Raw genomic sequence first — 25,112 nt, 5'->3', positions numbered from 1 at the left:
CGGCTTGCCGGGATTGGCCTGTGCTTTGCTAAGGTCTGGTCAGTAGCGGTTTTCTGACGGACAGGTAATGAGCAAAGAAGCGGCGAGCGAACTGATCAGGGCGCGGGATCTGGAAGCCTTCGACGTCTGGCGACTGCCAGCCTTCGACAGCTTCGACACGCCTGCAGAAATCCCTGTGCCCGCGGCAGCCGAGCCCGAGCCCCAGCCGGAGCCCCAGATCGAAGAGGTCCCGGTCGAAGAGGTCCAGCCGATCACCCTCGAAGAGCTGGAGGCGATCCGCCAGGAGGCCTACAACGAGGGCTTCGGCACCGGCGAGCGCGACGGCTACCATGCCGGCCAGCTCAAGGCGCGCCAGGAAGCCGAGGCGGCGCTGACCGCTCGCCTCGCCAGCCTGGAAACCCTGATGAGCCATCTGCTCGATCCCATCGGCGAGCAGGACCAGGCCCTGGAGGCCGGCATGGTGCAGCTGGTCCGGCATATCACCCGCGAAGTCATCCAGCGCGAACTCACGCTAGACTCCAGTCAGTTGGTTCAGGTGGTGCGCACGGCGCTGAAGCTGCTGCCCATGGGTGCCGAGAACATCCGCATCCAGGTCAGCCCCCAGGACTTCGAGCTGATGAAGGCCTTGCGTGACCGCCACGAAGAAAAATGGCGCATCCTCGAGGACGAGACCCTGATGCCTGGCGGTTGCCGGATCGAGACCGAGAGCAGCGTCATCGACGCCAGCATCGAGACCCGTCTGACCCAGGCGCTGACCCAGCTGGCCGAACAGCAGCGCCACCAGGCGACCCAGCCCCAGGAAGCCGATCTGCACATCGACATCGAGGATGCCTCCCATGCGTCTTGAGCGTCTGAGTTTCGAACGCCGCCTCAGCGGCTACGATGAAGCCATCCGGGTGGAGCAGCAGCCGGTGATCGAAGGCCGCCTGCTGCGCATGGTCGGTCTGACCCTGGAGGCCGAAGGCCTGCGCGCCGCCGTCGGCAGTCGCTGCCGGCTGATCAATGGCGGTGGCTATCAGCCGGTGGAGGTCGAGGCCGAGGTGATGGGCTTCAACGGCAACAAGACCTTTCTCATGCCGGTGGGCAGCCTGGCCGGCATCGCGCCCGGCGCCCGGGTGGTGCCGGTGCCGGATACCGGTCGCCTGCCGATGGGCATGTCAATGCTGGGGCGCGTACTGGATGGCCTGGGCAACGCCTTGGACGGCAAGGGCCGCATGCGCGCCGAAGACTGGGTGCCGATGGACGGCCCCACCATCAACCCGCTCAAGCGCGAACCCATCAGCGAGCCCCTGGACGTTGGCATCCGCAGCATCAACGGTTTGTTGACGGTAGGTCGCGGCCAGCGTCTCGGCCTGTTCGCCGGTACCGGCGTGGGCAAGAGCGTGCTGCTCGGCATGATGACCCGGCTGACCAAGGCCGAGATCATCGTGGTCGGGCTGATCGGCGAGCGGGGCCGCGAGGTGAAGGAATTCATCGAGCACATCTTGGGCGAGGAGGGCATCAAGCGGGCGGTGGTCGTGGCCTCGCCGGCGGACGATGCGCCCCTGCTGCGCCTGCGCGCGGCCATGTACTGCACCCGCATCGCCGAATACTTTCGCGACAAGGGCAAGAACGTGCTCCTGCTGATGGATTCCCTGACCCGCTATGCCCAGGCGCAGCGGGAGATCGCCCTGGCCATCGGCGAGCCGCCGGCGACCAAGGGCTACCCGCCGTCGGTGTTCGCCAAGCTGCCGCGCCTGGTGGAACGGGCCGGCAACGCAGAAAAAGGTGGGGGTTCGATCACGGCGTTTTATACTGTGCTCTCGGAAGGCGACGACCAGCAGGATCCCATCGCCGACTCGGCGCGTGGCGTGCTGGATGGTCACTTCGTGCTGTCGCGGCGGCTGGCCGAGGAAGGGCACTATCCGGCGATCGACATCGAGGCGTCCATCAGCCGGGTCATGCCCCAGGTGGTCAGCCCGGAGCATCTGCGCAACGCCCAGCGCGTCAAGCAGCTCTGGTCGCTCTATCAGCAGGCCAAGGACCTGCTCAGCGTCGGTGCCTATGTGCCCGGCGGGAATGCCGAAACGGATCTGGCGATCGCCCGCTATGCGCCCATGCAGCAGTTCCTGCGCCAGGGCTTGCGCGAAAGCGAATCGCTGGAGCAGAGTTCCGCCAATCTCCAAGCCGTATTGGGAGGCTGATAGATCATGAAAGGCAGAGCCGAGCGTCTGGGTCCGGTGGTGGAGATGAGCGAGCGCGACGAGCGCGACGCCGCCCAGCGCCTGGGGCAATGCCAGCAGCAACTGGCCCAGGCCGAGTTCAAGCTGGGTGAATTGCAGCGCTATCGCGAGGATTACCAGCAGCGCCTGGTGGTCAATGGCAGCCGTGGTGTCACCGGGCAGTGGCTGATCGGCTATCAGCGCTTTCTCAGCCAGCTGGAAGAGGCGATCGGCCAGCAGGAGCGCAACGCCCAGTGGCACCGCGACGTGGTGGCCAAGGCGCGTACCCAGTGGCAGGAGCGCTATGCCCGCCTCGAAGGCCTGCGCAAACTGGTCGAGCGCTATCGCCAAGAGCAGCGCCAGGTCGAGGACAAGCGCGAACAGAAACAGATGGACGAATACGCCCAGCGGGCGCGCTCGACCTATATCTAGGCCGGGCCCCGCCTTCGTTCCTTTTCTTGTCAGTGAGAATGCCGATGTTTTCCTCCCATCTCGATCCGGAAACGCTCGACGCCCTGCGCGACTGCATGGAGGAGGAGTACGTCGATCTCATCGAAACCTTTCTGCTCGATTGCGAAGAGCGCATCGCCGAACTCAAGCGCAGCGTGATCGGTGGCGATGCCGAGCAGGTCCGCCAGTTGGCGCACAGCTTCAAGGGTAGCGCCGGCAACATGGGCGCCGCGCCTCTGGCCCAGCTGTGTCGGGACGTGGAGGAGGGCGCGCGGCGCCGGGCGACCACCGCCGAACTGGCCATGGGCGTTTCCGCCATGGAGCGCGAATTCGCCATCGTCCGCATTCTGTTCAAGGTCGAGCGGCAACGCTACGCGGGCTGACCTCGTCAAAGCGCTGGCGTTTCCAGCTGGCGCGCAACTTGCTAGATACCCGGAAACCCGTCGTTCGGAGCTCTCCATGGCCGTCGTGCCCGATTTCCTTTTGAATACCGCCACTTCTCCAGCCGGTACCGGCCGGGCGGCGGCCAAGACCCCTTCCCAGTATCGCCCGGCAGCCCAGGAGCGGTTCGCCGATGTCTTCGCCCAGGAGCAGCCGCGTGAGCCGGTGCGCAGCGAAAAGCCGCGCGACACCAGCGACAGCAAGGCCCCGACCCAGGCGCGCAAGAACGAACCCGGGCGAGCCCGGGATGGCGATGACCGGGTGAAGCGCTCCAGCAATGACGACCGCACGGCGGACGCCAAGCCCGAGGTCGACAGCACCGCCAAGAGCGACGCGCCGTCGGCAGCCGCTACCGACGACAGCGGCAAGACCTTGCCGGTGGCCCAGGGCGAAGACGCCAAGGCGCCGGTGGACGCGGTCCTGGATCCGCTGTTCATGTTCGGCATGACCGGTCAGTTCCCGCAGCCGGTAGCTACACCTGTGGCAACGCCTCAGCTTCCGACCGGGACGGCCGCGGACGCCGCAGCCACCGCCACTGCCCAGGCCCTGGATCCGGCGGCGCTGCTGGGCGCTGCCGTGGCAACCGTAGCCCAGACGACCACCCCGGGTGTCGGCACGGGCACTACGGCCACTCCGGCCAAGCCCGGCGAGCAGCAGGCCGCGGACGATGGTCTGGCGCAACTGCTGGGCCAGGTACCCCAGACCCAGGGTGACGCCGCCAAGGCCGCCACCAACGCCAACAACCTGGCGGCCACTCAGCTGCAAGGCTTGCTGCCGGCTGATGGCGCTCCCGCTCAGGTGGCGGATCAGGCGGCCAGCGCGGCCCTGGCTGCGACCCTGGACAAGGGCGATGGGCAGGACGCGGCGGTACCGAGCAAGAGCGATGCCTTCGCCGACAAACTCACCGCCCTGTCCCAAGCCCTCAGCACGCCCGCTGCGACAGCTCGCCCGGTCACGGCCACGGTGCCTGGCCAGCCGCTCAGCCCGCAGGCAGGTAACTTCAGCGAGGCGGTGGTCGACAAGGTCATGTGGATGTCCAGCCAGAATCTCAAGACCGCCGACATCCAGATGGAGCCGGCGCAACTGGGCAAGCTGGAGGTGCGCATCGACATGACCCAGGACCAGACCCAGGTCACCTTCGCCAGTCCCCACGCCGACGTGCGCGAAGCGCTGGACAACGGCAGCCAGCGCCTGCGCGAACTCTTCGCCCAGCAGGGCATGAACCTCGCCAACGTCAACGTTTCCGATCAGTCGTCCGGTCAGGCCTGGCAGCAGTCGCAGCAGGGCGGCCAGAGCGATAGTTCGCGTCGCGGCAGCCGCGGCGCGGGCGGGGGCGAGGACGAAGCGGTGGCGAATGTCGCCGAAACCCGTGGCGCGGCGACGCTCGCGGCGCGCAGTCTGGTCGACTACTACGCGTGACGGGCCGCTGGTTGCCAGGTGACAGCCTCGGCCGCACCTGCTATATCCCCTTCGTATCAATAGGTTAGCTGCGTCACCCATCAGGGGTGACGCGCAGCACAGGATTCGGTCGAGCACTTATGGCGAAGAAGCAGGCCCCTGCGGCAGAGGGTGCAGCCGCGGAAGGCAAGGGCAAGGGCAAGCTCAAACTCATCATCATCATCGTCGTGGCCCTGCTGCTGGTCATTGGCGCCTCGGTGGGCGCGACCTGGTTCCTGCTCGGCAAGAAGAGCGCGGAGCCCGAGCACGCCGCGCCGGCCGCTCCGGCGGCACCCGTGCACCTGGCGGCGGTCTACCAGGCGCTGGTGCCGGCCTTCGTGGTCAACTACAACGCCGACGGTCGCCAGCGCTACATGCAGGTCACGGTGACCCTGATGGGGCGCGACCAGGCGCAAATGGAGGCGCTCAAGGCGCAATTGCCGCAGGTCCGCAACCAGCTGGTCATGCTGTTTTCCGGCCAGGACTTCAACAGCCTCCTGACGCCGGTGGGCAAGGAGATGCTGCGCCAGCAGGCCACCAGCAAGGTTCAGGAGCTGGCGAAGAAACTGACCGGCCAGACTGCCATCGAACAGGTATTGTTCACCAATCTCGTCCTGCAATAGGTAACGCCATGGCCGTGCAAGATCTGCTCTCTCAGGATGAAATCGATGCCCTGCTGCACGGGGTCGACGATGGCATCGTCGAGACCGAGACCGATGCCGAGCCGGGCACCATCAAGGGCTATGACCTCACCAGCCAGGATCGCATCGTCCGCGGACGCATGCCGACCCTGGAGATGATCAACGAACGCTTCGCCCGCTATACCCGGGTCAGCATGTTCAACCTGCTGCGGCGTTCGGCCGACGTCTCCGTGGGCGGGGTGCAGGTCACCAAATTCGGTGAATACATCCATTCGCTGTACGTCCCCACCAGCCTCAACATGGTCAAGATGAAGCCGCTGCGCGGTACCGCGCTGTTCATCCTCGATGCCCGGCTGGTGTTCAAACTGGTGGACAACTTCTTTGGCGGTGACGGCCGCCACGCCAAGATCGAGGGCCGGGAATTTACCCCCACCGAGCTGCGCGTTGTGCGCATGGTGCTCGACCAGTGCTTCGTCGATCTCAAGGAAGCCTGGGGCGCCATGCTCGACTGCCAGTTCGAATACATGAACTCCGAGGTCAACCCGGCGCTGGCCAACATCGTCAGTCCCAGCGAAGTGGTGGTGGTGAGCACCTTCAACATCGAGCTGGATGGCGGTGGCGGCGAACTGCACGTGACCATGCCCTATTCGATGATCGAGCCGATCCGCGAAATGCTCGATGCCGGTTTCCAGTCGGACGTGGATGACCAGGATGAACGCTGGGTCAAGGCCCTGCGCGAGGATCTGCTCGATGTGCGCGTGCCGCTGGAGGCGACGGTTGTCCGGCGCCAACTCAAACTCCGCGATATCCTCAACATGCAGCCAGGCGACGTGATTCCGGTGGAAATGCCGGAGGAGATGCTCATGCGAGCCAACGGCATGCCCACCTTCAAGGTCAAGATGGGCGCACGCAAGGGCAACCTGGCCCTGCAGATTCTCGAACCGGTCAGCCGCGGCCGCTGAGCGAAAACCGTTTTTTCCGTCCGGGCCGCGGCCCGGCGTAGCACGAGACCCACACGATGGCAGACAACCCCGAAGAACAAGCCCTGGCGGACGAGTGGGCCGCGGCCCTGGCCGAAGCCGGCGATGCCAGTCAGGACGATATCGATGCCCTGATGGCTCAGGGTACCCAGGTCGAAGCCCCCAAGCCGCCCAAGGCGCCGGTGGAAGAATTTGGTCAGAGCAGTGGGGGTTTGGCAGTGACTGGCATGGAAGGGCCCAACCTGGATGTGATCCTGGACATCCCGGTGACCATCTCCATGGAGGTCGGCCACACCGACATCTCCATTCGCAACCTGCTGCAACTCAACCAGGGCTCGGTCATCGAGCTCGACCGTCTGGCTGGCGAGCCGCTGGACGTGCTGGTGAATGGTACGCTGATCGCCCACGGTGAAGTGGTGGTGGTGAACGAGAAGTTCGGGATCCGCCTGACCGACGTCATCAGCCCCACGGAACGTATCAAGAAGCTGCGGTGATCCATGAAGAGTCTGCTCCTGCCGCTGGGTCTCCTGCCCCTGACCGCGCGTGCCGCCGAAGCCACCTCGCCGGGGCTGGATGTGGGGGCGCAGGTCGGTCAGCTGCTGCTCGGCCTGCTGCTGGTGATCGCGCTGATCCTCGGTCTGGCCTGGCTGGTGCGTCGGGTGCAGCAGCAGGGGCCGCGTGGCCAGCAGGTGATCAAGGTGATCTCCACCCAGCACCTGGGGCCGCGCGAGCGGCTGGTGCTGGTGCAGGTCGGCCAGGAGCAGCTGCTGATCGGCGTCGCTGGCGGACGGATCACGCCGCTGCACAGCCTGCGCGAGCCGGTGCGACTCGGCGAGACCGAGGCGCCGGCGCCGGAATTCGCCCAGCGCCTGCTGGAACTCATCAGCCGCGATCCCAAGGCGAAACCATGATTCCTTCGCGTCTACCGGCCGGTCTGGGGCGCACCCTGGGCTGGCTGCTGGGCCTGGCCGTGCTGCTGTTCGCGCCCCTGGCGCTGGCGCAGCAGGCCGGGCAGGCCAATCCACTGTCGATTCCGGCCATTACCCTGAGTACCAACGGCCAGGGTCAGCAGGAGTACTCGGTCAGCCTGCAGATCCTGCTGATCATGACGGCGCTGAGCTTCATTCCAGCGTTCGTCATGTTGATGACCAGCTTCACCCGCATCGTCATCGTCTTCGCCATTCTGCGTCAGGCGCTGGGTCTGCAGACCACGCCGTCCAACCAGGTACTGGTGGGCATGGCGCTGTTTCTCTCGCTGTTCATCATGGCGCCGGTGTTCGACCGCATCAATACCACTGCCGTGCAGCCCTACCTGAACGAACAACTCAGTGCCCAGGATGCCATCGCCCGCGCCCAGGTGCCGATGAAGGACTTCATGCTGGGGCAGACCCGGCAATCGGACCTGGACCTGTTCATGCGGCTGTCCAAGCGCACCGACATTCCCAGTGCCGATCAGGCGCCCTTGTCGATCCTGGTGCCGGCCTTCGTCACCTCCGAACTCAAGACCGCCTTCCAGATCGGCTTCATGATCTTCATTCCCTTCCTGGTCATCGACTTGGTGATCGCCAGCGTGCTCATGGCCATGGGCATGATGATGCTGTCACCCATGATCATCTCGCTGCCGTTCAAGCTGATGCTGTTCGTGCTGGTGGATGGCTGGGCGCTGATCATGGGTACCCTGGCCAGCAGCTTCGGTACCGTCTAGCGGTGCCCCCTTTGCGTGGAGAAGCGAAATGACCCCTGAAGTCGCCGTCGATCTGTTTCGCCAGGGCCTCTGGCTAACCGCGCTGCTGGTGGCCGTGCTCGTGGTACCCAGCCTGATCGTTGGCCTGATCGTGGCGGTGTTCCAGGCGGCGACCCAGATCAACGAGCAGACCCTGAGCTTTCTGCCGCGGCTGATCGTCACCCTGTTGACGCTGATCGTGCTGGGACCCTGGATGGTCAGGCAGCTGATGGAGTTCATCCAGACCTCGGTTGCCAACATCCCGCGGCTGATCGGCTAGCCCATGCTCGCCCTCAGCGACGCCCAGATCGGCGGCTGGGTCGGCAGCTTCCTGTTTCCGCTGTTTCGCATCGCCGCGCTGTTGATGACCATGCCGATCATCGGCACCACGCTGGTCCCGGTGCGGGTGCGCATGTATCTGGCCCTGGCCTTGAGTCTGGTGCTGGTACCGACCCTGCCGCCGATGCCGCAGGTGGATGCCATCAGCCCCCGGGCTTTGCCGCTGATCGTCGAGCAGATCCTCATCGGCGCGGTGATGGGCTTCAGCCTGCAGCTGTTCTTCCACGTCTTCGTGGTGGCGGGGCAGATCATCTCGACCCAGGCGGGCCTGAGCTTCGCGTCCATGATCGACCCGGTCAACGGCGCCTCGGCGCCGGTGATGGGCCAGTTTTTCACCATGCTGGTGACGCTGCTGTTCCTGGCCATGAACGGCCACCTGGTGGTATTCGAGATCCTCGCCGAAAGCTTCGTCACCCTGCCGGTGGGGGATACCCTGAGTGTCGAGCACTTCTGGCAGGTCGCCGGGCGGCTGGGCTGGGTATTGGGCGCCGGTATCCTGCTGGTGCTGCCGGCCATCACCGCGCTGCTGGTGGTCAACATCGCCTTCGGCATCATGACCCGCGCAGCACCGCAGCTGAACATCTTTTCCGTCGGCATGCCGCTGATCGTGGTGCTGGGCATGGTCATCGTCTGGCTCGGCACCGCCGACATCCTCTCCCACTATGAAAGTCTCGCTAGCGAGGCGCTGCAGTGGCTGCGCGAACTCGCCCGAGCCCGCTAGGAGATATGCCACATGGCTGAATCCGATGGCGAAGACCGCACAGAAGACCCCACGGAGAAACGCAAGCGTGATTCCCGGGAAGAGGGTCAGCTCCCGCGATCACGCGAACTCGGTACGGTGGCGGTCATGCTCTCGGGGGTCGGCGGCCTGCTGATGTATGGCGCCTTTCTCGGCGGCAAGCTGCTGGAGGTGATGCGCAGCAACTTCTCCCTGCGGCGGGAAGAGGTCATGGACGAGCGCTTCATGGGCACCTTCCTGCTGGCCTCGGGCAAGGCGGCGATGATCGGCATGCTGCCGATGATCGCCCTGGTGGTGATCGCCGCCATCATTGGTCATATCGCCCTGGGCGGCTTCCTGTTTTCCGGCAAGGTGCTGGCGCCCAAGCCGAGCCGGATGAATCCCATGTCCGGCATCGCCCGGATGTTTTCCAAGCATTCCCTGGTGGAACTGCTCAAGGCGCTGGGCAAGTTCTTCATCATCCTGGGCGTGTCGGTGATGGTGCTGATGAGCGAACGCACGGCGCTGCTGCAGATCGCCAAGCTGCCGACCGAACAGGCGCTGCTGCACAGCATGCAGGTGGTGGGGCATGCCACCCTGCTGCTGGCCCTGGGGCTGCTGATCATCGCCGCGGTGGACGTGCCTTTCCAGATCCTCAGCAATCGCAAGAAGCTGATGATGACCAAGCAGGAGATCAAGGACGAGTACAAGGACAGCGAGGGCAAGCCCGAGGTCAAGGGCAAGATTCGCCAGATGCAGCGGCAGATGGCGCAGCGGCGGATGATGGCCGAGGTGCCCAACGCCGATGTGGTCATCACCAACCCGACCCACTTCGCCGTGGCGCTCAAGTACGATGCGGCCAAGGGTGGGGCGCCGGTGCTGGTGGCCAAGGGCAGCGATTTCACCGCGTTGAAGATCCGCGAGATCGCCCAGCAGCATCAGGTCTCGCTGCTGGAGTCGCCGGGGCTGGCGCGGGCGGTGTACTTCTCCACCGAAGTGGACCAGGAGATTCCGGCCGGTCTCTACGTCGCCGTGGCCCAGGTCCTGGCCTATGTCTATCAGCTCAGGCAATTCCGCGCCGGACGCGGGCGCAAGCCCAAGCTGTCCGATCTGCCCATCCCGCCGGATCTCCTGCGGGATGAGGAGGGGAAGGCGCCTACTTGATGACGCCGCAGGCGACGCGCGCGCCGCCACCGCCCAGCGGCTTGGGCTGGTCGGCGTAGTTGTCGCCACCGGCATGCACCATCAGTGCATGGCCCTTGAGCTCTTCGAGGCGCTTCAGGCGCGGCGCCAGCACCGGCTGGGTGGCCTGGCCGTCGGCGGTCACATAGAGCGCCGGCAATTCGCCCAGGTGGCCGTCGTCCGACCAGGGCGCGCTGTGCTTGCCGGTGTTGCGCGGATCCAGATGGCCGCCCGCGGCGCCACCTGCGGTCAGGGTGCCATTCACCTCGGCCGCGCCGCAGTTGGGCTTGGTATGGACATGGAAGCCATGGATGCCGGGCTCCAGGCCCTTGAGATCGGGCGTGAAGACCAGGCCGTACTTGGAACGGGTCACCTGTACGCTACCGACGCTTTCGCCCACACCGTCGGTCGTGACCTTGTTCAGCGGGATCGTCAGGGATTCGGCCGCCTGGGCGGTTCCGACCAGGCAGGTAGCCAACAGCGTCGCGGTCCAGATTCTCATGATGATGTTCCTCGGATAGGCGCGCTAGCGCAGGTCCCTAGACAGACTCATGGCCGCCGCCCGCGGTTCAGCCGACGATTCCGGCGATCCGTAACCAGTCCTGTATCACCCCCGGGAAAACCTCGCTGATTCAAGGTCTTGAGCAGTTGGCCCGGAGCTTGCTCAAGCCCCTGCGAACAGTGCGCTGCGTCAACTTTCCGTGACGCCGGCACCGGCAAGCGAGGAATGGGTGTGAAAGTCGACAAATCCATGATGATGGGCAACATGCGCGGTCTGGCTCGCGGCAACCTGGGCGTGCCGCTGGCCGTCCTGGCGATGCTCGCCATGATGACGCTGCCGATGCCGCCTTTCCTGCTGGACGTGCTGTTCACCTTCAACATCGCCCTGTCGATCGTGGTCCTGCTGGTCAGCGTCTACGCCCTGCGGCCGCTGGACTTCGCGGTCTTCCCGACCATCCTGCTGGTGTCGACCCTGCTGCGCCTGGCGCTGAACGTGGCCTCGAGCCGCGTCGTGCTGCTGCACGGCCAGGACGGCCACGATGCCGCGGGCAAGGTCATCCAGGCCTTCGGCGAGGTGGTGGTCGGCGGCAACTACGTGGTCGGTGCGGTGGTGTTCGCCATCCTCATGATCATCAACTTCGTGGTGGTGACCAAGGGTGCCGGCCGTATCTCCGAGGTGTCGGCGCGTTTCACCCTGGACGCCATGCCCGGCAAGCAGATGGCCATCGACGCCGACCTCAATGCCGGCATAATCGACCAGGTCGAAGCCAAGAAGCGTCGGACCGAAGTGGGCCAGGAAGCCGACTTCTACGGGTCGATGGACGGTGCCAGCAAATTCGTCCGCGGTGACGCCGTCGCCGGTCTGCTGATCCTCTTCATCAACCTCATCGGCGGCATGGCCATCGGCATGGCCCAGCACGGTCTGCCGTTCGGCGAAGCGGCGCGCATCTACGCCCTGCTGACCATCGGTGACGGCCTGGTCGCCCAGGTCCCTTCGCTGCTGCTGTCGGTCGCCGCTGCCATCATGGTGACCCGGGTGTCCTCGGCGGAGGACATGGGCCAGCAGGTCAATCGTCAGATGTTCGCCTCGCCCAAGGCGCTGGCAGTCTCGGCCTTCATCATCATCGCCATGGGCCTGGTCCCGGGCATGCCGCACCTGCCGTTCCTCGGCCTGGGCGGTGGCGCCGCCGCCGGTGCCTGGCTGATCTACAAGCGCCAGCGCCAGGCCAAGCAGACCGCCGAGGTGGAAGCCAAGAAGCAGCAGGACCTGGCCCCCGTACAGCGTCCGGCCGAGGCCAAGGAGCTGGGCTGGGATGACGTGACCCCGGTGGACATGGTCGGTCTGGAAGTCGGCTACCGGCTGATCCCCATGGTCGATCGCAACCAGGGTGGCCAGCTGCTGGCGCGGATCAAGGGCGTGCGCAAGAAGCTGTCCCAGGACCTCGGCTTCCTCATGCCGTCGGTGCACATCCGCGACAACCTTGACCTGCTGCCCAACGCCTATCGTCTGACTTTGATGGGCGTCAGTGTGGCCGAGGCCGAGATCTATCCGGATCGCGAACTGGCCATCAACCCCGGTCAGGTCTACGGCTCCCTCAACGGCGTCGCCGCCAAGGATCCGGCATTCGGTCTGGAGGCCGTCTGGATCGACGTCACCCAGCGCGACCAGGCCCAATCCCTCGGCTACACCGTGGTCGATGCCAGCACCGTGGTTGCCACGCACCTCAATCAGGTGCTCTTCAAGCACGCCCACGAGCTGATCGGTCACGAGGAAGTCCAGCAATTGCTGCAGGTGCTGGCCAAGAGTTCGCCCAAGCTGGCCGAGGAACTGGTGCCCGGCATCGTCTCCCTCTCGACCCTGCTCAAGATCCTCCAGCAGCTGCTGCAGGAGCAGGTACCGGTCCGCGACATCCGTACCATCGCCGAAGCCATCGCCAACGTCGGGCCGCGGAGTCAAGATCCCGCCGCCATCGCGGGTGCCGTGCGGGTCGCCCTGTCCCGCGCGATCGTCCAGAACATCGTGGGAATGGAGCCTGAGCTGCCTGTTATCACCCTTGAGCCAAGGTTGGAACAGATGTTGCTAAGTAGTATGCAGAAGGCCGGTCAAGGCGCCGAGGACGGCATGTTCCTCGAGCCTGGCATGGCTGAAAAACTGCAGCGTTCCCTTATCGAGGCAGCGCAGCGTCAGGAAATGATGGGTAAGCCAGTGGTGCTGCTGGTGGCCGGTGCGATCCGCGGGATGATGTCCCGCTTCGCCCGGATGGCGGCACCGAACATGAGTGTACTGGCCTACCAGGAAATTCCGGACAACAAGCAGGTCACCATCGTCGCTACCGTTGGCCAGAATGGCTGAGGTCTAGATCATGCAAGTCAAACGTTTCTTCGCTGCCGATATGCGTCAAGCCATGAAGTTGGTACGCGACGAGCTGGGCCCGGATGCCGCCATCCTCAGCAACCGCCGGGTCGCCGGCGGGGTCGAGCTGACCGCGGCGCTGGACTACCAGGCTCCGGCACCGGCCGCGCCCAACGCGGAGCTGCAGGCGGAGTTGCGCAAGACCCATGCGAAGATCGCCCAGGCCCATGCCGACCTCAGCATCCGCGCCCCGGGCGTGCCCTCGGCCGCGCCGAAGGACAAGCAGCTGCTGGGCGCCATCAGCGCCGCCGACAGCCGTCGCGAGCCGGTGATCGCCCCGCCACGTGCCCCTCAGCCCACCGCCGCCGCTGCGCCTGCCGCCAGTGCCGCGCCGGAAGACCGCCGCGCCCTGGAAGCCATGCGCAGCGAACTCAGTGGCCTGCGTGAACTGCTGGAAGTCCAGCTTGGCTCCATGGCCTGGACCCAGGTGCAGTCCACCCGTCCGCAACAGGCCGGCCTCTGGCGCCGTCTGCAGCGCATGGGCCTGCCCGCCGATCTGGCTCGCCACCTGCTCGACAGCGTCGCCAAGATCCAGGACCCGCGGCATGCCTGGCGCATGCTGCTGGCCAATTTCGCCCAGCTGGCCAAGACCACCGACGCCAAGATCCTGGAGGAGGGCGGTGTTGTCGCCTTCGTCGGTCCGGCCGGCATGGGCAAGACCACCACCCTGGCCAAGCTCGCCGCCAACTACGTGCTCAAGTACGGCCCCCAGAGTCTGGCGCTGGTCAGCATGGACAGCTTCCGCATCGGTGCCCAGGAGCAGATCAAGACCCTCGGCCGCATCCTCGACGTGCCGGTCACCCTGGTCGATCCCGGCCAGTCCCTGGCCCAGGCGCTGGCACCCCTGGCGCGCAAGCGCCTGGTGCTGATCGACACCGCGGGCATGCCCGCCAATGATCCGGCGCTCAAGGTGCAGCTCGAAGCCCTGGCCAACCGCCAGTTGAAGATTCGCAATTATCTGGTACTGGGTGTCACCAGCCAGAGCCAGGTGCTCAAGGCGGCCTACCACAGCTATCGGCGCTGCGGCCTGAGCGGCTGCGTGCTGACCAAGCTGGACGAAGCCGCCAGCCTCGGCGAAGCCCTGGGCCTGGCCATCAGCCAGCGTCTGCCGGTGGCCTATATCGCCGACGGCCCGCGTATCCCGGACGACCTGCATCCGGCCCGCAGCCACCAGCTGGTGAGCCGTGCGGTGAGCCTGCAGGCCTCCGAGGAGCCGAGCGAAGAAACCATGGCCGGCATGCTTGCCGGCCTGTATCAAGGCAATGCCCGCCGCGCCGGTTAGCGCAGACGAACGGTAGTGGTGCATTGCATGCCTGGGCACGCCAAATGCACTTAGTCTAAAGTGTGACGGATTTCAATCAAAGGTATCAGGCAATGGGTAGCATGCATCCCGTCCAAGTCATAGCGGTCACGGGCGGTAAAGGCGGTGTCGGCAAGACCAATGTGTCGGTCAACCTGGCCTTGGCCCTGGCCGATATCGGGCGGCGCGTCATGCTGCTCGACGCCGACCTGGGCCTCGCCAACATCGACGTTCTGCTCGGCCTGTCGCCCAAGCGCACCCTGGCCGACGTCATCTCCGGCGAGTGCGAGCTGCGCGACGTGCTGCTGCACGGCCCGGGCGGCATCCGCATCGTTCCGGCGGCCTCGGGCACCCAGGCGATGGTCAATCTGACGCCGGCCCAGCACGCCGGTCTGATCCAGGCCTTCAGCGACATCAGCGAGAACCTCGATGTGCTCATCGTCGATACCGCTGCCGGCATCGGCGACCAGGTGGTCAGCTTCGTTCGCGCCGCCCAAGAAGTCCTGGTGGTGGTGTGCGACGAGCCCACCTCCATCACCGATGCCTACGCCCTGATCAAGCTGCTCAATCGCGACCATGGCGTCACCCGTTTCCGGGTTCTGGCGAACATGGCGCTGACGCCCCAGGAAGGTCGCAATCTCTTTGCTAAGCTGACCAAGGTGACCGACAGATTCCTGGATGTCGCCCTGCAGTATGTGGGCGCCATTCCGTTCGACGAGGCGGTGCGCAAAGCCGTACAGAAACAGCGCCCCGTGTTCGAAGCCTTTCCGCGTGCCAAGGCCTCGCTGGCCTTCCGTGCGGTAGCTCAGAGAGTCGATGGCTGGCCGTTGCCCGCCAATCCGCGCGGCCATCTCGAGTTCTTTGTCGAGCGCCTTGTGCAACCAGCCATCGGTACCCACGCATGACAGCATCCAGCGGGCTTCGCATGTACAGCAAAACCTCGGAACGTACCCAGCAGGAGCAACTCATCAACCGCTACGCGCCGTTGGTGAAACGCATCGCCTACCACCTCCTGGCGCGTCTGCCGGCCAGCGTGCAGGTCGAGGACCTGATGCAGGCCGGCATGATCGGTCTGCTGGAGGCCTCGCGCAAATATGACGCCGGCAAGGGCGCCAGCTTCGAGACCTACGCCGGCATCCGCATCCGCGGCGCCATGCTCGACGAGGTCCGCAAGGGCGACTGGGCGCCGCGCTCGGTGCACCGCAACACGCGCATGGTCACCGACGCCATTCGCGCCGTGGAAGCGCGCACGGGTCGCGACGCTAAAGATTCCGAAGTCGCGGCCGAACTTAAATTGAGTCTGGATGAGTACTACGGCATCCTTGGCGACACCATGGGGAGTCGCCTGTTCAGTTTCGACGACCTCATGGAGGGTGGTGAGCATGGGCTCGAGGAGAGCGGTTCGCATGAACTCGAACCCGGTCGCGGTCTGGAAGACGAGCGCTTCCGCAAGGCCCTGGCCGACGCCATCGCCAATCTTCCGGAGCGTGAACGTCTGGTGCTCTCGCTGTATTACGACGAGGAACTCAACCTCAAGGAAATCGGCGAGGTGCTGGGCGTGAGCGAGTCACGCGTCTGCCAACTTCACAGTCAATGCGCGGCACGCCTGCGGGCGCGGCTGGCGGAATGGCGTTCGCGTTAACCGGCTGGTACTCAGGCTACTACGATTGCTTAGGCGCGCCTTGCGGCGTGTGTGCGGATTAGGACGGAGGTCGACTTGGACAAGAACATGAAAATCCTCATCGTGGATGATTTTTCCACGATGAGACGCATCATCAAGAATTTGCTGCGCGATCTGGGATTCACCAATACCGCCGAAGCAGACGACGGCAACACCGCCCTGCCGATGTTGCAGAGCGGCAACTTCGATTTTCTCGTCACCGACTGGAACATGCCCGGCATGACCGGCATCGACCTGCTGCGCCAGGTACGCGCCGATGCGCGCCTGAAGACCCTGCCGGTGCTGATGGTGACCGCCGAGGCCAAGCGTGAGCAGATCATCGAAGCCGCTCAGGCCGGCGTGAATGGCTATGTGGTCAAGCCTTTCACCGCCCAGGTGCTGAAAGAAAAGATCGACAAGATCTTCGAGCGGGTGAACGGCTGAAGAAAGCCGCGGGGACGTTATGGATCAGCTTGGCACCAACAGCTTCAGCGACTTCGAGTCGAATCTAAAACAGCACGCCCAGGAGCTGGTGAAATGCCTGGAAAGTGGCGACTTCACCCAGGCGGTGCATGTCATCAATGAACTCAACCAGTTGCGTGACCGGGGGCTCTACCAGGAAGTCGGCAAGCTGACCCGCGAGTTGCACAACGCCATCGTCAACTTCGAGATCGATCCGCGCGGCATGGCCGGCGAAGAGGTCTCCCAGATCAGCGATGCCACCGATCGTCTCTCCTACGTGGTGAAGATGACGGAGAACGCCGCCAATCGAACCATGGATCTGGTGGAGGAGAGCGCGCCCCTGGTGGGCAACTTCGGCGACGAAGCCCGTGCCGTGCATGCCGACTGGAAGAAGTTCATGCGCCGGGAAATGGGCGCGGACGAATTCCGCGAGCTGGCCAAGCGCGTCGATGCCTTCCTCAGCCACAGCGAGAGCAGTGCCGAACAACTGTCGGCCAAGCTCAACGACATCCTCCTGGCGCAGGACTACCAGGACCTTACCGGTCAGGTGATCAAGCGCGTGGTCAATCTCGTCGGGCAGATCGAGAAAGACCTCGTCAAGCTGGTGATGATGGCCAGCCAGGTCGATCGCTATACCGGCTTCAGTCACGATCACAGCGCGCTGATCGAACAGAATCGAAAAGAAAAGACGATGAAGGGTGAAGGTCCGCAGATTCATGCCGATAAGCGTGAAGACGTCGTGGCCGCTCAGGTCGACGTCGACGATCTTCTATCCAGTCTGGGCTTCTGACCCAGACCCTCTTGGGGAGTGCAGGAATGAGCTTCGACGCCGATGAAGAGATCCTCCAGGATTTCCTGGTAGAGGCCGGCGAGATTCTCGAACAGTTGTCGGAACAATTGGTCGAGCTGGAAAGCCGTCCGGATGACATGGATCTGCTGAACGCCATTTTTCGTGGCTTCCATACCGTAAAGGGCGGTGCCGGTTTCCTGCAGCTCCATACCCTGGTCGAGTGCTGTCATATCGCGGAAAACGTTTTCGACATCCTGCGCAAGGGCGAACGCCGCGTGGATGCCGAACTGATGGATGTGGTGCTGCAGGCGCTGGATTCCGTCAATGAGATGTTTGGTCAGGTTCGGGAACGCGAAGAGCCGACCCCGGCCTCGCCCGAGTTGCTGGCGGCGCTGGCCCGCCTGGCCGATCCGGCCGGCAGCGAACCGGCGCCGGTAGCGGCTGCGCCCGTAGCTGCCACTCCGGTGGTCGCGGCACCGGCGCCCGCCGCTGCTGCTGCAGCTGCCGAGCCGGAATTGAGCGATGCCGATTTCCAGAATCTGCTCGATGCCCTGGGTAGCGAGCCGAGTGCGGCAGCGGCAGCGCCTGCGACCGCCGGTGGTGACGACATCACCGATGACGAATTCGAAGCCCTGCTTGATCAGTTGCACGGCAAGGGCAAGTTCCATGACGCGCCGGCCGCTGCGCCGGTTGCTGCCGCAGCGCCTGCTGCCGTTGCCGCAAGCGGTGATGACATCACCGACGATGAATTCGAGGCCCTGCTGGACGAATTGCACGGCAAGGGCAAGTTCGTCGCGAACGAGGCCGCGGCACCGGCCGCAGCAGCCCCGGCTGCAGCGGCTCCGGCGGCGGCGGGTGGTGACGAGATCACCGACGACGAATTCGAATCCCTGCTCGACGAATTGCACGGCAAGGGCAGATTCAGTGGTCCCGCGGCAGTTGCCGACACTGTAGCCGCACCTGCTGCTGCTGCGCCGGCACCGGTAGCTGCGCCTCAGCCTGCACCTGCACCCGCGCCGAAACCGGCTCCGGTTGCCGAGGCCGCGGTGCCCAAGCCGGCAGCGGCAGCGCCCGCCGAACGTCCCACCAGCGAGGCGGAGACCACCGTGCGGGTCGATACCGCACGGCTGGACGAGATCATGAATATGGTCGGCGAGCTGGTACTGGTGCGTAACCGCCTGGTGCGTCTGGGCCTGAACAGCGGCGACGAGGCCATGGCCAAGGCCGTGTCCAATCTCGACGTGGTCACCGCCGATCTGCAGACCTCGGTCATGAAGACGCGGATGCAGCCGATCAAGAAGGTCTTCGGCCGCTTCCCGCGCCTGGTCCGCGATCTGGCGCGCAGCCTGAAGAAAGAGATCAATCTGGAGCTGGTCGGCGAAGAAACCGACCTGGACAAGAACCTCGTCGAGGCCCTGGCCGATCCGCTGGTGCACTTGGTGCGCAACGCGGTCGACCACGGCATCGAAGGACCGGCCGAACGTGAAGAGAACGGCAAGTCCCGCGCGGGGCGTGTAGTGCTCTCCGCCGAGCAGGAAGGCGACCATATCCTCCTGTCGATCTCCGATGACGGCAAGGGCATGGACGCGGATCTGCTGCGCAACAAGGCCGTGGAAAAAGGCCTGCTCGACCGCGACGCGGCCGATCGCCTGACCGAGACCGAGTGCTTCAACCTGATCTTCGCCCCGGGTTTCTCCACCAAGGCCGAGATCTCCGACATCTCCGGTCGTGGCGTGGGCATGGACGTGGTCAAGACCAAGATCAGCCAGCTCAACGGCACCCTGAACGTCTACTCGACCAAGGGCCAGGGCTCCAAGATCGTCATCAAGGTGCCCCTGACCCTGGCGATCATGCCGACGCTGATGGTGATGCTGGGCAACCAGGCCTTCGCCTTCCCGCTGGTCAACGTCAACGAGATTTTCCACCTCGACCTGTCCCGCACCAACGTGGTGGACGGCCAGGAAGTGGTGGTGGTGCGCGACAAGGCGCTGCCGCTGTTCTACCTCAAGCGCTGGCTGGTGCCCAATGCGGCCCATGTGGAGCAGGGGGAAGGGCATGTGGTGATCCTCTCGGTGGGCACCCAGCGCATCGGCTTCGTGGTCGATCAGCTGGTGGGCCAGGAAGAGGTGGTCATCAAGCCACTCGGCAAGATGCTGCAGGGAACGCCCGGCATGTCCGGAGCGACCATCACCGGCGACGGGCGCATCGCGCTCATCCTCGATGTGCCCAGCATGCTCAAGCGCTACGCCCGTCGCGGACTCTGAGTCGGCCCGATACGAGCGGCGTCGGGCCCTGGGCCTGGCGCCATCGGGCGGCCTGCGCCGCCCCAGTTAGGAGTTTCAACGTATGCCGGTAAAAGTACTGGTGGTGGACGATTCCGGCTTCTTCCGGCGTCGGCTCAAGGAAATCCTGGCGGCCGATCCCAACATCTCGGTGGTGGGCACGGCCAGCAACGGGCGCGAAGGGGTCGACCAGGCCCTGGCGCTGCGACCCGATGTCATCACCATGGACTACGAGATGCCGATGATGGACGGCATTACCGCGGTCCGCCACATCATGCAGAAGTGCCCGACCCCGGTGCTGATGTTCTCCTCGCTCACCCATGAAGGCGCCCGGGTCACCCTGGATGCCCTGGATGCTGGCGCGGTCGACTTCCTACCGAAGAATTTCGAGGACATCTCGCGCAATCCCGCCAGTGTGCAAAAGCTGCTGTGCGAGAAGATCCACCATATCGCCCGTTCCAACCGGCGCTTCGCCGTGGCCCCCAGCGTCGCGCCGGCTACGCCCGCGAGTACCGCGACCGCGCCGGCCACCGCTCGCCCGGCGGCGCGTCCGGTGGCGCCCAGCAGCGCTCCTGCCAGTCATGCAGCCACGGCTCCGGCTTCGCCGCCGCCCAAGCGCAAGCACTATCGCCTGGTGGCCATCGGCACCTCCACCGGCGGCCCGGTCGCTCTGCAGCGGGTGCTTACCCAGCTGCCAGCCAATTTCCCGGCACCGCTGGTGCTGATCCAGCACATGCCGGCGGCCTTCACCAAGGCCTTCGCCGAGCGCCTGGACAAGCTCTGTCGCATCAGCGTCAAGGAAGCCGAGGACGGCGACCAGTTGCGTCCGGGACTGGCTCTGCTGGCACCCGGTGGCAAGCAGATGATGGTGGACGGCCGCGGCACGGTAAAGATCCTGCCCGGCGACGAGCGCCTCAACTACAAACCCTGCGTCGACGTGACCTTTGGCTCCGCGGCCAAGGCCTATGCCGACAAGGTGCTGGCGGTGGTCCTGACCGGCATGGGCGCCGACGGCCGCGAAGGCGCGCGGATGCTCAAGCAGGTCGGCAGCCAGGTGTGGGCCCAGGACGAAGCCAGCTGCGTCATCTACGGCATGCCCATGGCCATCGCCAAGGCCAATCTGGCCGACGCCATCTATGGCCTGGACGACATCGGCAGACACCTGACCGAGGCCTGTTCGTGACGGCAGGCGGTCTCTGGCCAGAAGGGCATTGAGCGTGGACGTTCTCAGTCTCATCGGCATCCTGCTGGCCTTTACCGCCATCATGGGTGGCAACCTGCTGGAGGGCGGTTCCTTTACCGCCTTGGCCAACGCTCCGGCGGCGCTTATCGTGGTCGGCGGCACTCTCGGTGCCGTCCTGTTGCAGACCCGCCTGCCGGTACTGCGCCGGGCCCTCACCATGCTGGCCTGGGTATTCGTACCGCCACGGCTGGACCTCGTTGGCGGCATCCGCAAGGTGGTCAACTGGAGCAACGTTGCGCGGAAGGAAGGCTTGCTGGGTCTCGAACCCCTGGTCGCCCGCGAAGCCGATCCCTATGCCGCCAAGGGCCTGCAGCTGCTGGTGGACGGCACCGAGCCCGAGGCCCTGCGCAGCATCCTCGAGGTGGATCTCTACGGCCAGGAAGATCGCGACATCGCTGCCGCCAAGGTTTATGAAGCCATGGGTGGCTATGCACCCACGGTCGGGATCATCGGCGCGGTGATGGGTCTGATCCATGTCATGCAGAATCTCGCCGATCCCTCCCAGCTGGGCAGCGGCATCGCCGTGGCCTTCGTCGCCACCATCTATGGTGTCGGCTTCGCCAACCTGCTGTTGCTGCCGGTCGGCAACAAGCTCAAGGCGCTGGCCCAGCAACAGTCCCGCTACCGGGAAATGCTGCTGGAAGGGCTGATGTCCATCGGCGAGGGTGAGAATCCCCGCTCCATCGAAATGAAGCTGCAAGGTTTTCTGGACTAGGAGGACGCCGCATGCCTCGTCGCCGCCGCCGTCCCGAAGAACACGAGAACCACGAACGCTGGCTGGTCTCCTACGCGGACTTCATTACCCTGCTGTTCGCCTTTTTCGTGGTGATGTATTCCATCTCTTCATTGAACGAAAGCAAGTACAAGGTGCTTTCGGACAGCCTGTCGGGCATCTTCAGTCAGCCGGAGCGCTCGCTCAAACCCATTCCCCTCGGCGATCAGCGTCCCGCGGGCGTGACACCGACGGTGATGGACGCCAGTGCCGCTCAGCCGGCCAGGGGCACCCCCAGCGACCCGCTGCAGCAGATCGCCGACAGTGTGCGCGCCACCTTCGGCGATCTCATCGCCGGCGACCAGTTGAATATCAAGGCCAGTGAGATGTGGCTGGAGATCGAACTCAGCTCCAATCTGCTGTTCGCCAGCGGCGACTCCCTGCCGAGCAATCCCGCCTTCGGCCTCATGGAGAAGGTGGCCAAGATTCTGGCGCCGTTCAAGAATCCGATCCAGGTACAGGGCTATACGGATGACCGCCCCATCAGCACGGCGCTGTATCCCACCAACTGGGAACTGTCCGCGGCGCGGGCGGCCAGTATCGTGCGGCTGCTGATCGGCAACGGCATCGCGCCGCAGCGCCTGGCCGTGGTGGGCTATGGCGCCTATCAGCCGGTGGTCGACAACACCAGCGACGTCAATCGCGCCCGCAATCGGCGCGTGGTTCTGCTGATCTCGCGCAATCTCGACCTGTTCCGGCCACAGAGCACCTTGCAAAATCCGTCGACTGGCACACAATCTGCAGGATCGCCTGGAGAACTGGCGCCCGGGGTGGCGCCTGTCAAATCTTCGTCGCCGGTCACCAAGCCGGCACCTTGACCCGGCTGGTCGTGTCGTCGGGAGGAAGTCTGCACATGAGAGTCTGGGCTGTCGCCAATCAGAAGGGTGGGGTGGGCAAGACCACCACCACCGTTGCCCTCGCCGGGTTGCTCGGCGATGAAGGCAAGCGCGTCCTGCTGGTGGATCTCGATCCCCACGGCTCACTGACGAGCTATTTCGGTCAGGATCCGGACAGCCTCGAACACAGCGCGTTCGACCTGTTCCAGCACGGTGGTCAGGTTCCGGAGGGCCTGCCGAAGCGGCTGCTGCTGCCCACCAGTCATCCGCAGCTGTCGATGCTGCCGTCCAGCACGGCGCTGGCTACCCTGGAACGTCAGTCGCCCGGCCAGAGCGGCCTGGGCCTGGTGATCTCCAAGAGCCTGGCACAGCTGTGGAACGACTTCGATCATGTGCTGATCGACAGTCCGCCGTTGCTCGGCGTGCTGATGGTCAATGCCCTGGCGGCCAGTCAGCATCTGGTGATTCCGACCCAGACCGAATTCCTCGCGCTCAAGGGGCTCGAGCGCATGGTCAACACCCTGACCATGATCAACCGCTCGCGCAAGCAGGCGCTGCCCTACACCATAGTGCCGACCCTGTTCGACCGCCGTACCCAGGCCTCCATCGGTACGCTCAAGGTGCTGCGCAGCACCTATCCGGCGCAGCTGTGGCAGGCCTTCATTCCCATCGATACGCGGCTGCGCGACGCCAGTCGTTCCGGGCAGGTGCCGTCGCGCTACGAGATGAACAGCCGCGGCGTCATTGCCTACCGGGCGTTGCTGCGGCATCTGCTCGACGGCGCGCCCAGCAGCCAGGTCGCCTGATTCAAGTTTTCCACCCTGCCGGCCGATAGGCTGGACAACTCACCCACGTAGATCGCCATGAGCCAACCGACGTCTCTCGACAATCGTCCTCAGCGTGTCCTCCAGGGCTATCTCGATGCCCTGTTGCTGGACGCGTTCCTGGAACTGCCGACCGCCGAATCCACGCCGGTCGTGGCTTCCGTGGTGGCACCGGCGGCGCCGATCGCCAGCGTGAGCGAAGACGAATTCGCCGCCGCGGTGCGCGAGGAGCTCGAACGGGATGCCGCGTGGCAACCCCGGGTCGTGCCGCTGGCAGCCCGCCGTGCCGGCGTCGCCCTGCCCGAGGTGCTGCAGCCTGCAACCCAGGTGCCGTTGCCGCCGGAAACCGACATCGAGCTGGACTGGCGCGTCCCCGAACTGGCCCCCGCCGCCGAGCCGGCGCGTCCGGTGGTGGAGGGCATTGCCCTCGGTACCCCGGCGGTGCAGCCCGCCGCCGCGGCTGGCGTACCGCCCGGCGCCGTGCACCTGGAAGGTCGCCCCGAGTGGGGCGAAGAACCCTTCGAATGCCTGCTGTTCGACGTGGCCGGCCTGACCCTGGCCGCGCCCCTGGTGTGCCTGGGCTCCATTTACCCGCTGACCGACGAAGAGTTGACGCCGCTGTTTGGTCAGCCAGACTGGTTCCTGGGCCTGCTACCCTGCCAGGCAGGCAACCTGCGCGTGCTCGACGCGGCGCGTTGGGTAATGCCCGAGCGCTACCGCGACGACTATCGCGAAGGCCTGAAATTCGTTATATCGCTGCAAGGCCTGGACTGGGGCCTGGCCGTGCATGGCGTCAGCCATTCGGTACGGCTGGATCCCGCCGAGGTCAAATGGCGGAATCAGCGCGCTACCCGGCCGTGGCTGGCCGGTACGGTGATCGATCAGATGTGTGCGCTGCTGGATGTGGCGGCGCTCGCTGAACAGGTGGTGGGTGGCCGTCGCTAGGGCTGTCCGCTGCAACTAACCGGCGGGTTCGCCCGCTTCGCCGCACGTGCGGTATTTGACGAGGCTAGGGAACATGAAAAAAACGTCCGCACAGGGTTCCGAAGATCCGGTCCTGCAATGGGTCACCTTCCGCCTGGATAACGAGACCTACGGCATCAACGTGATGCAGGTCCAGGAAGTCCTGCGCTACACCGAAATCGCTCCGGTCCCGGGTGCGCCGAGCTACGTGCTGGGCATCATCAACCTGCGCGGCAACGTGGTGACGGTGATCGACACCCGTCAACGCTTCGGTCTGCTGCCCACCGAGGTCACCGACAACACCCGTATCGTCATCATCGAGGCCGACAAGCAGGTCGTCGGCATCCTGGTCGACAGCGTGGCCGAGGTGGTCTATCTGCGGCAGTCGGAGATCGAAACCGCACCGAACGTCGGCAATGACGAGTCCGCCAAGTTCATCCAGGGCGTGTGCAACAAGAACGGCGAGCTGCTGATCCTGGTCGAGCTCGACAAGCTGATGACCGAAGAAGAGTGGTCGGAGCTGGAAAGCATCTGATGCTCGTCGGGCTGATCCTGCTCAGCGTTGCCCTGGGGCTGGCCTGTGCCGGCCTCGGCGGTTGCTGCTGGTTGCTCTGGCAGCGCCAGCAGCAACAGGCGGCCAAGCTGGCCGAGCGGGAGGCCCTGGTCGACAAGCGCATGCAGATCCTGCTCAAACGCCTGGAAACCTACCAGGCCGGGCAGGTACGCATGGGCGAACAGGTGCAGGGGCTGGCCCAGGTGGTGGCACCCTTGCCCGATCGCCTGACCCAGATCGAGCAGAGCGATCCCACCAGTCTGTCGTTTTCCCAGGCGGCACGCCTGGTGGGGCTGGGCGCCAGCGCCGACGATCTCACTCAGGCCTGTGGTCTGTCCCAGGCCGAAGCCGAGCTGGTGGCGCGGCTGCATCGGCAGCGCCAGCAGCGTTCCGGCTGATCA

General features: G+C 65.1%; 28 protein-coding genes. 27 read left to right on the top strand and 1 reads right to left on the bottom strand.

Annotation, left to right across the window (positions count from 1 at the left end; all coding sequences use genetic code 11):
- The first annotated feature begins 67 nt into the window (after positions 1 to 67).
- From fliH to flhB, 13 genes are all read left to right on the top strand, one after another.
- The gene (gene fliH, locus AABM56_RS15345; RefSeq protein WP_133862398.1) at positions 68 to 847 is read left to right on the top strand and encodes a flagellar assembly protein FliH; all 780 of its coding nucleotides are present in this window, start codon (positions 68 to 70) and stop codon (positions 845 to 847) included.
- Entirely contained in the window at positions 837 to 2,183 is a 1,347-nt protein-coding gene (gene fliI, locus AABM56_RS15340) for a flagellar protein export ATPase FliI (RefSeq protein ID WP_017642072.1), read from the top strand. Before fliH ends, fliI begins: the two co-directional genes overlap by 11 nt.
- Before the next feature lie 6 nt (positions 2,184 to 2,189).
- Positions 2,190 to 2,633: a flagellar export protein FliJ gene (fliJ, locus tag AABM56_RS15335; RefSeq protein ID WP_133862397.1), complete on the top strand. Its 444-nt coding sequence runs from the start codon at positions 2,190 to 2,192 to the stop codon at positions 2,631 to 2,633.
- Between the two features lie 44 nt (positions 2,634 to 2,677).
- The gene (locus AABM56_RS15330; protein ID WP_133862396.1) at positions 2,678 to 3,034 is read left to right on the top strand and encodes an Hpt domain-containing protein; all 357 of its coding nucleotides are present in this window, start codon (positions 2,678 to 2,680) and stop codon (positions 3,032 to 3,034) included.
- Between the two features lie 76 nt (positions 3,035 to 3,110).
- The gene (locus tag AABM56_RS15325) at positions 3,111 to 4,511 is read left to right on the top strand and encodes a flagellar hook-length control protein FliK (protein WP_133862395.1); all 1,401 of its coding nucleotides are present in this window, start codon (positions 3,111 to 3,113) and stop codon (positions 4,509 to 4,511) included.
- A gap of 119 nt (positions 4,512 to 4,630) precedes the next feature.
- Positions 4,631 to 5,152 carry a flagellar basal body-associated protein FliL gene (gene fliL / locus AABM56_RS15320; protein WP_133862394.1) on the top strand — a complete coding sequence of 174 codons (522 nt, stop codon included), beginning with the start codon at positions 4,631 to 4,633 and terminating at the stop codon, positions 5,150 to 5,152.
- Positions 5,153 to 5,160: 8 nt separating this feature from the next.
- Complete coding sequence (fliM, locus tag AABM56_RS15315) at positions 5,161 to 6,132, top strand: flagellar motor switch protein FliM (RefSeq protein ID WP_017642077.1); 972 nt, start codon at positions 5,161 to 5,163, stop codon at positions 6,130 to 6,132.
- 56 nt (positions 6,133 to 6,188) lie between these two features.
- Entirely contained in the window at positions 6,189 to 6,644 is a 456-nt protein-coding gene (gene fliN, locus AABM56_RS15310; protein ID WP_133862393.1) for a flagellar motor switch protein FliN, read from the top strand.
- Between the two features lie 3 nt (positions 6,645 to 6,647).
- On the top strand, positions 6,648 to 7,061 hold the full coding sequence (gene fliO / locus AABM56_RS15305; protein WP_133862392.1) for a flagellar biosynthetic protein FliO: 414 nt from the start codon (positions 6,648 to 6,650) through the stop codon (positions 7,059 to 7,061).
- Positions 7,058 to 7,855, top strand: a complete 798-nt coding sequence (gene fliP, locus AABM56_RS15300; protein WP_133862391.1) for a flagellar type III secretion system pore protein FliP — start codon at positions 7,058 to 7,060, stop codon at positions 7,853 to 7,855. Before fliO ends, fliP begins: the two co-directional genes overlap by 4 nt.
- 28 nt (positions 7,856 to 7,883) lie before the next feature.
- The gene (gene fliQ / locus AABM56_RS15295; protein ID WP_027597972.1) at positions 7,884 to 8,153 is read left to right on the top strand and encodes a flagellar biosynthesis protein FliQ; all 270 of its coding nucleotides are present in this window, start codon (positions 7,884 to 7,886) and stop codon (positions 8,151 to 8,153) included.
- A 3-nt stretch (positions 8,154 to 8,156) separates the two neighbouring features.
- Positions 8,157 to 8,933 carry a flagellar biosynthetic protein FliR gene (gene fliR / locus AABM56_RS15290; protein WP_133862390.1) on the top strand — a complete coding sequence of 259 codons (777 nt, stop codon included), beginning with the start codon at positions 8,157 to 8,159 and terminating at the stop codon, positions 8,931 to 8,933.
- A gap of 12 nt (positions 8,934 to 8,945) precedes the next feature.
- On the top strand, positions 8,946 to 10,094 hold the full coding sequence (gene flhB, locus AABM56_RS15285; RefSeq protein ID WP_133862389.1) for a flagellar biosynthesis protein FlhB: 1,149 nt from the start codon (positions 8,946 to 8,948) through the stop codon (positions 10,092 to 10,094).
- On the opposite strand, the gene sodC is transcribed toward flhB, so the two are convergent.
- Entirely contained in the window at positions 10,087 to 10,614 is a 528-nt protein-coding gene (gene sodC / locus AABM56_RS15280) for a superoxide dismutase family protein (RefSeq protein WP_133862388.1), read from the bottom strand. The genes flhB and sodC overlap by 8 nt on opposite strands.
- A gap of 249 nt (positions 10,615 to 10,863) precedes the next feature.
- Here sodC and flhA point away from each other — a divergent pair, with 249 nt between their 5' ends.
- From flhA to AABM56_RS15210, 14 genes are all read left to right on the top strand, one after another.
- Positions 10,864 to 12,966, top strand: coding sequence for a flagellar biosynthesis protein FlhA (gene flhA / locus AABM56_RS15275; RefSeq protein WP_252977320.1), 2,103 nt, complete (start codon positions 10,864 to 10,866; stop codon positions 12,964 to 12,966).
- 10 nt (positions 12,967 to 12,976) lie between these two features.
- Positions 12,977 to 14,308, top strand: a complete 1,332-nt coding sequence (flhF, locus tag AABM56_RS15270) for a flagellar biosynthesis protein FlhF (RefSeq protein WP_133862386.1) — start codon at positions 12,977 to 12,979, stop codon at positions 14,306 to 14,308.
- A gap of 92 nt (positions 14,309 to 14,400) precedes the next feature.
- On the top strand, positions 14,401 to 15,231 hold the full coding sequence (gene fleN / locus AABM56_RS15265) for a flagellar synthesis regulator FleN (protein ID WP_133862385.1): 831 nt from the start codon (positions 14,401 to 14,403) through the stop codon (positions 15,229 to 15,231).
- Positions 15,228 to 15,968 carry an RNA polymerase sigma factor FliA gene (gene fliA, locus AABM56_RS15260; protein WP_027597968.1) on the top strand — a complete coding sequence of 247 codons (741 nt, stop codon included), beginning with the start codon at positions 15,228 to 15,230 and terminating at the stop codon, positions 15,966 to 15,968. The genes fleN and fliA overlap by 4 nt, the downstream gene beginning before the upstream one ends.
- An 87-nt stretch (positions 15,969 to 16,055) precedes the next feature.
- A complete protein-coding gene (locus AABM56_RS15255; RefSeq protein ID WP_169853335.1) occupies positions 16,056 to 16,430 on the top strand; it encodes a chemotaxis response regulator CheY in 375 nt (124 codons plus the stop codon).
- 19 nt (positions 16,431 to 16,449) lie between these two features.
- The gene (locus AABM56_RS15250; protein ID WP_133862384.1) at positions 16,450 to 17,238 is read left to right on the top strand and encodes a protein phosphatase CheZ; all 789 of its coding nucleotides are present in this window, start codon (positions 16,450 to 16,452) and stop codon (positions 17,236 to 17,238) included.
- A 26-nt stretch (positions 17,239 to 17,264) separates the two neighbouring features.
- Complete coding sequence (locus tag AABM56_RS15245; RefSeq protein ID WP_133862383.1) at positions 17,265 to 19,502, top strand: chemotaxis protein CheA; 2,238 nt, start codon at positions 17,265 to 17,267, stop codon at positions 19,500 to 19,502.
- 82 nt (positions 19,503 to 19,584) lie between these two features.
- The gene (locus AABM56_RS15240) at positions 19,585 to 20,703 is read left to right on the top strand and encodes a chemotaxis response regulator protein-glutamate methylesterase (protein WP_133862382.1); all 1,119 of its coding nucleotides are present in this window, start codon (positions 19,585 to 19,587) and stop codon (positions 20,701 to 20,703) included.
- 34 nt (positions 20,704 to 20,737) lie between these two features.
- A complete protein-coding gene (locus AABM56_RS15235) occupies positions 20,738 to 21,478 on the top strand; it encodes a flagellar motor protein (protein WP_133862381.1) in 741 nt (246 codons plus the stop codon).
- Positions 21,479 to 21,489: 11 nt separating this feature from the next.
- On the top strand, positions 21,490 to 22,353 hold the full coding sequence (gene motD / locus AABM56_RS15230) for a flagellar motor protein MotD (RefSeq protein ID WP_133862380.1): 864 nt from the start codon (positions 21,490 to 21,492) through the stop codon (positions 22,351 to 22,353).
- A gap of 35 nt (positions 22,354 to 22,388) precedes the next feature.
- Positions 22,389 to 23,177 carry a ParA family protein gene (locus AABM56_RS15225; protein ID WP_133862379.1) on the top strand — a complete coding sequence of 263 codons (789 nt, stop codon included), beginning with the start codon at positions 22,389 to 22,391 and terminating at the stop codon, positions 23,175 to 23,177.
- 57 nt (positions 23,178 to 23,234) lie between these two features.
- Positions 23,235 to 24,140 carry a chemotaxis protein CheW gene (locus AABM56_RS15220; protein WP_133862378.1) on the top strand — a complete coding sequence of 302 codons (906 nt, stop codon included), beginning with the start codon at positions 23,235 to 23,237 and terminating at the stop codon, positions 24,138 to 24,140.
- Positions 24,141 to 24,213: 73 nt separating this feature from the next.
- On the top strand, positions 24,214 to 24,693 hold the full coding sequence (locus AABM56_RS15215) for a chemotaxis protein CheW (protein WP_007160357.1): 480 nt from the start codon (positions 24,214 to 24,216) through the stop codon (positions 24,691 to 24,693).
- Complete coding sequence (locus AABM56_RS15210) at positions 24,693 to 25,109, top strand: DUF2802 domain-containing protein (protein ID WP_133862377.1); 417 nt, start codon at positions 24,693 to 24,695, stop codon at positions 25,107 to 25,109. Before AABM56_RS15215 ends, AABM56_RS15210 begins: the two co-directional genes overlap by 1 nt.
- The last annotated feature ends 3 nt before the right edge of the window (positions 25,110 to 25,112 follow it).

Origin of the sequence: Pseudomonas aestiva (assembly GCF_039908605.1) — a bacterium.
GTDB classification, from domain to species: domain Bacteria; phylum Pseudomonadota; class Gammaproteobacteria; order Pseudomonadales; family Pseudomonadaceae; genus Chryseomonas; species Chryseomonas aestiva.
The sequence above is the reverse complement of the archived record's forward strand: the minus strand, read 5'-3'. Positions and strand labels throughout refer to the sequence as shown.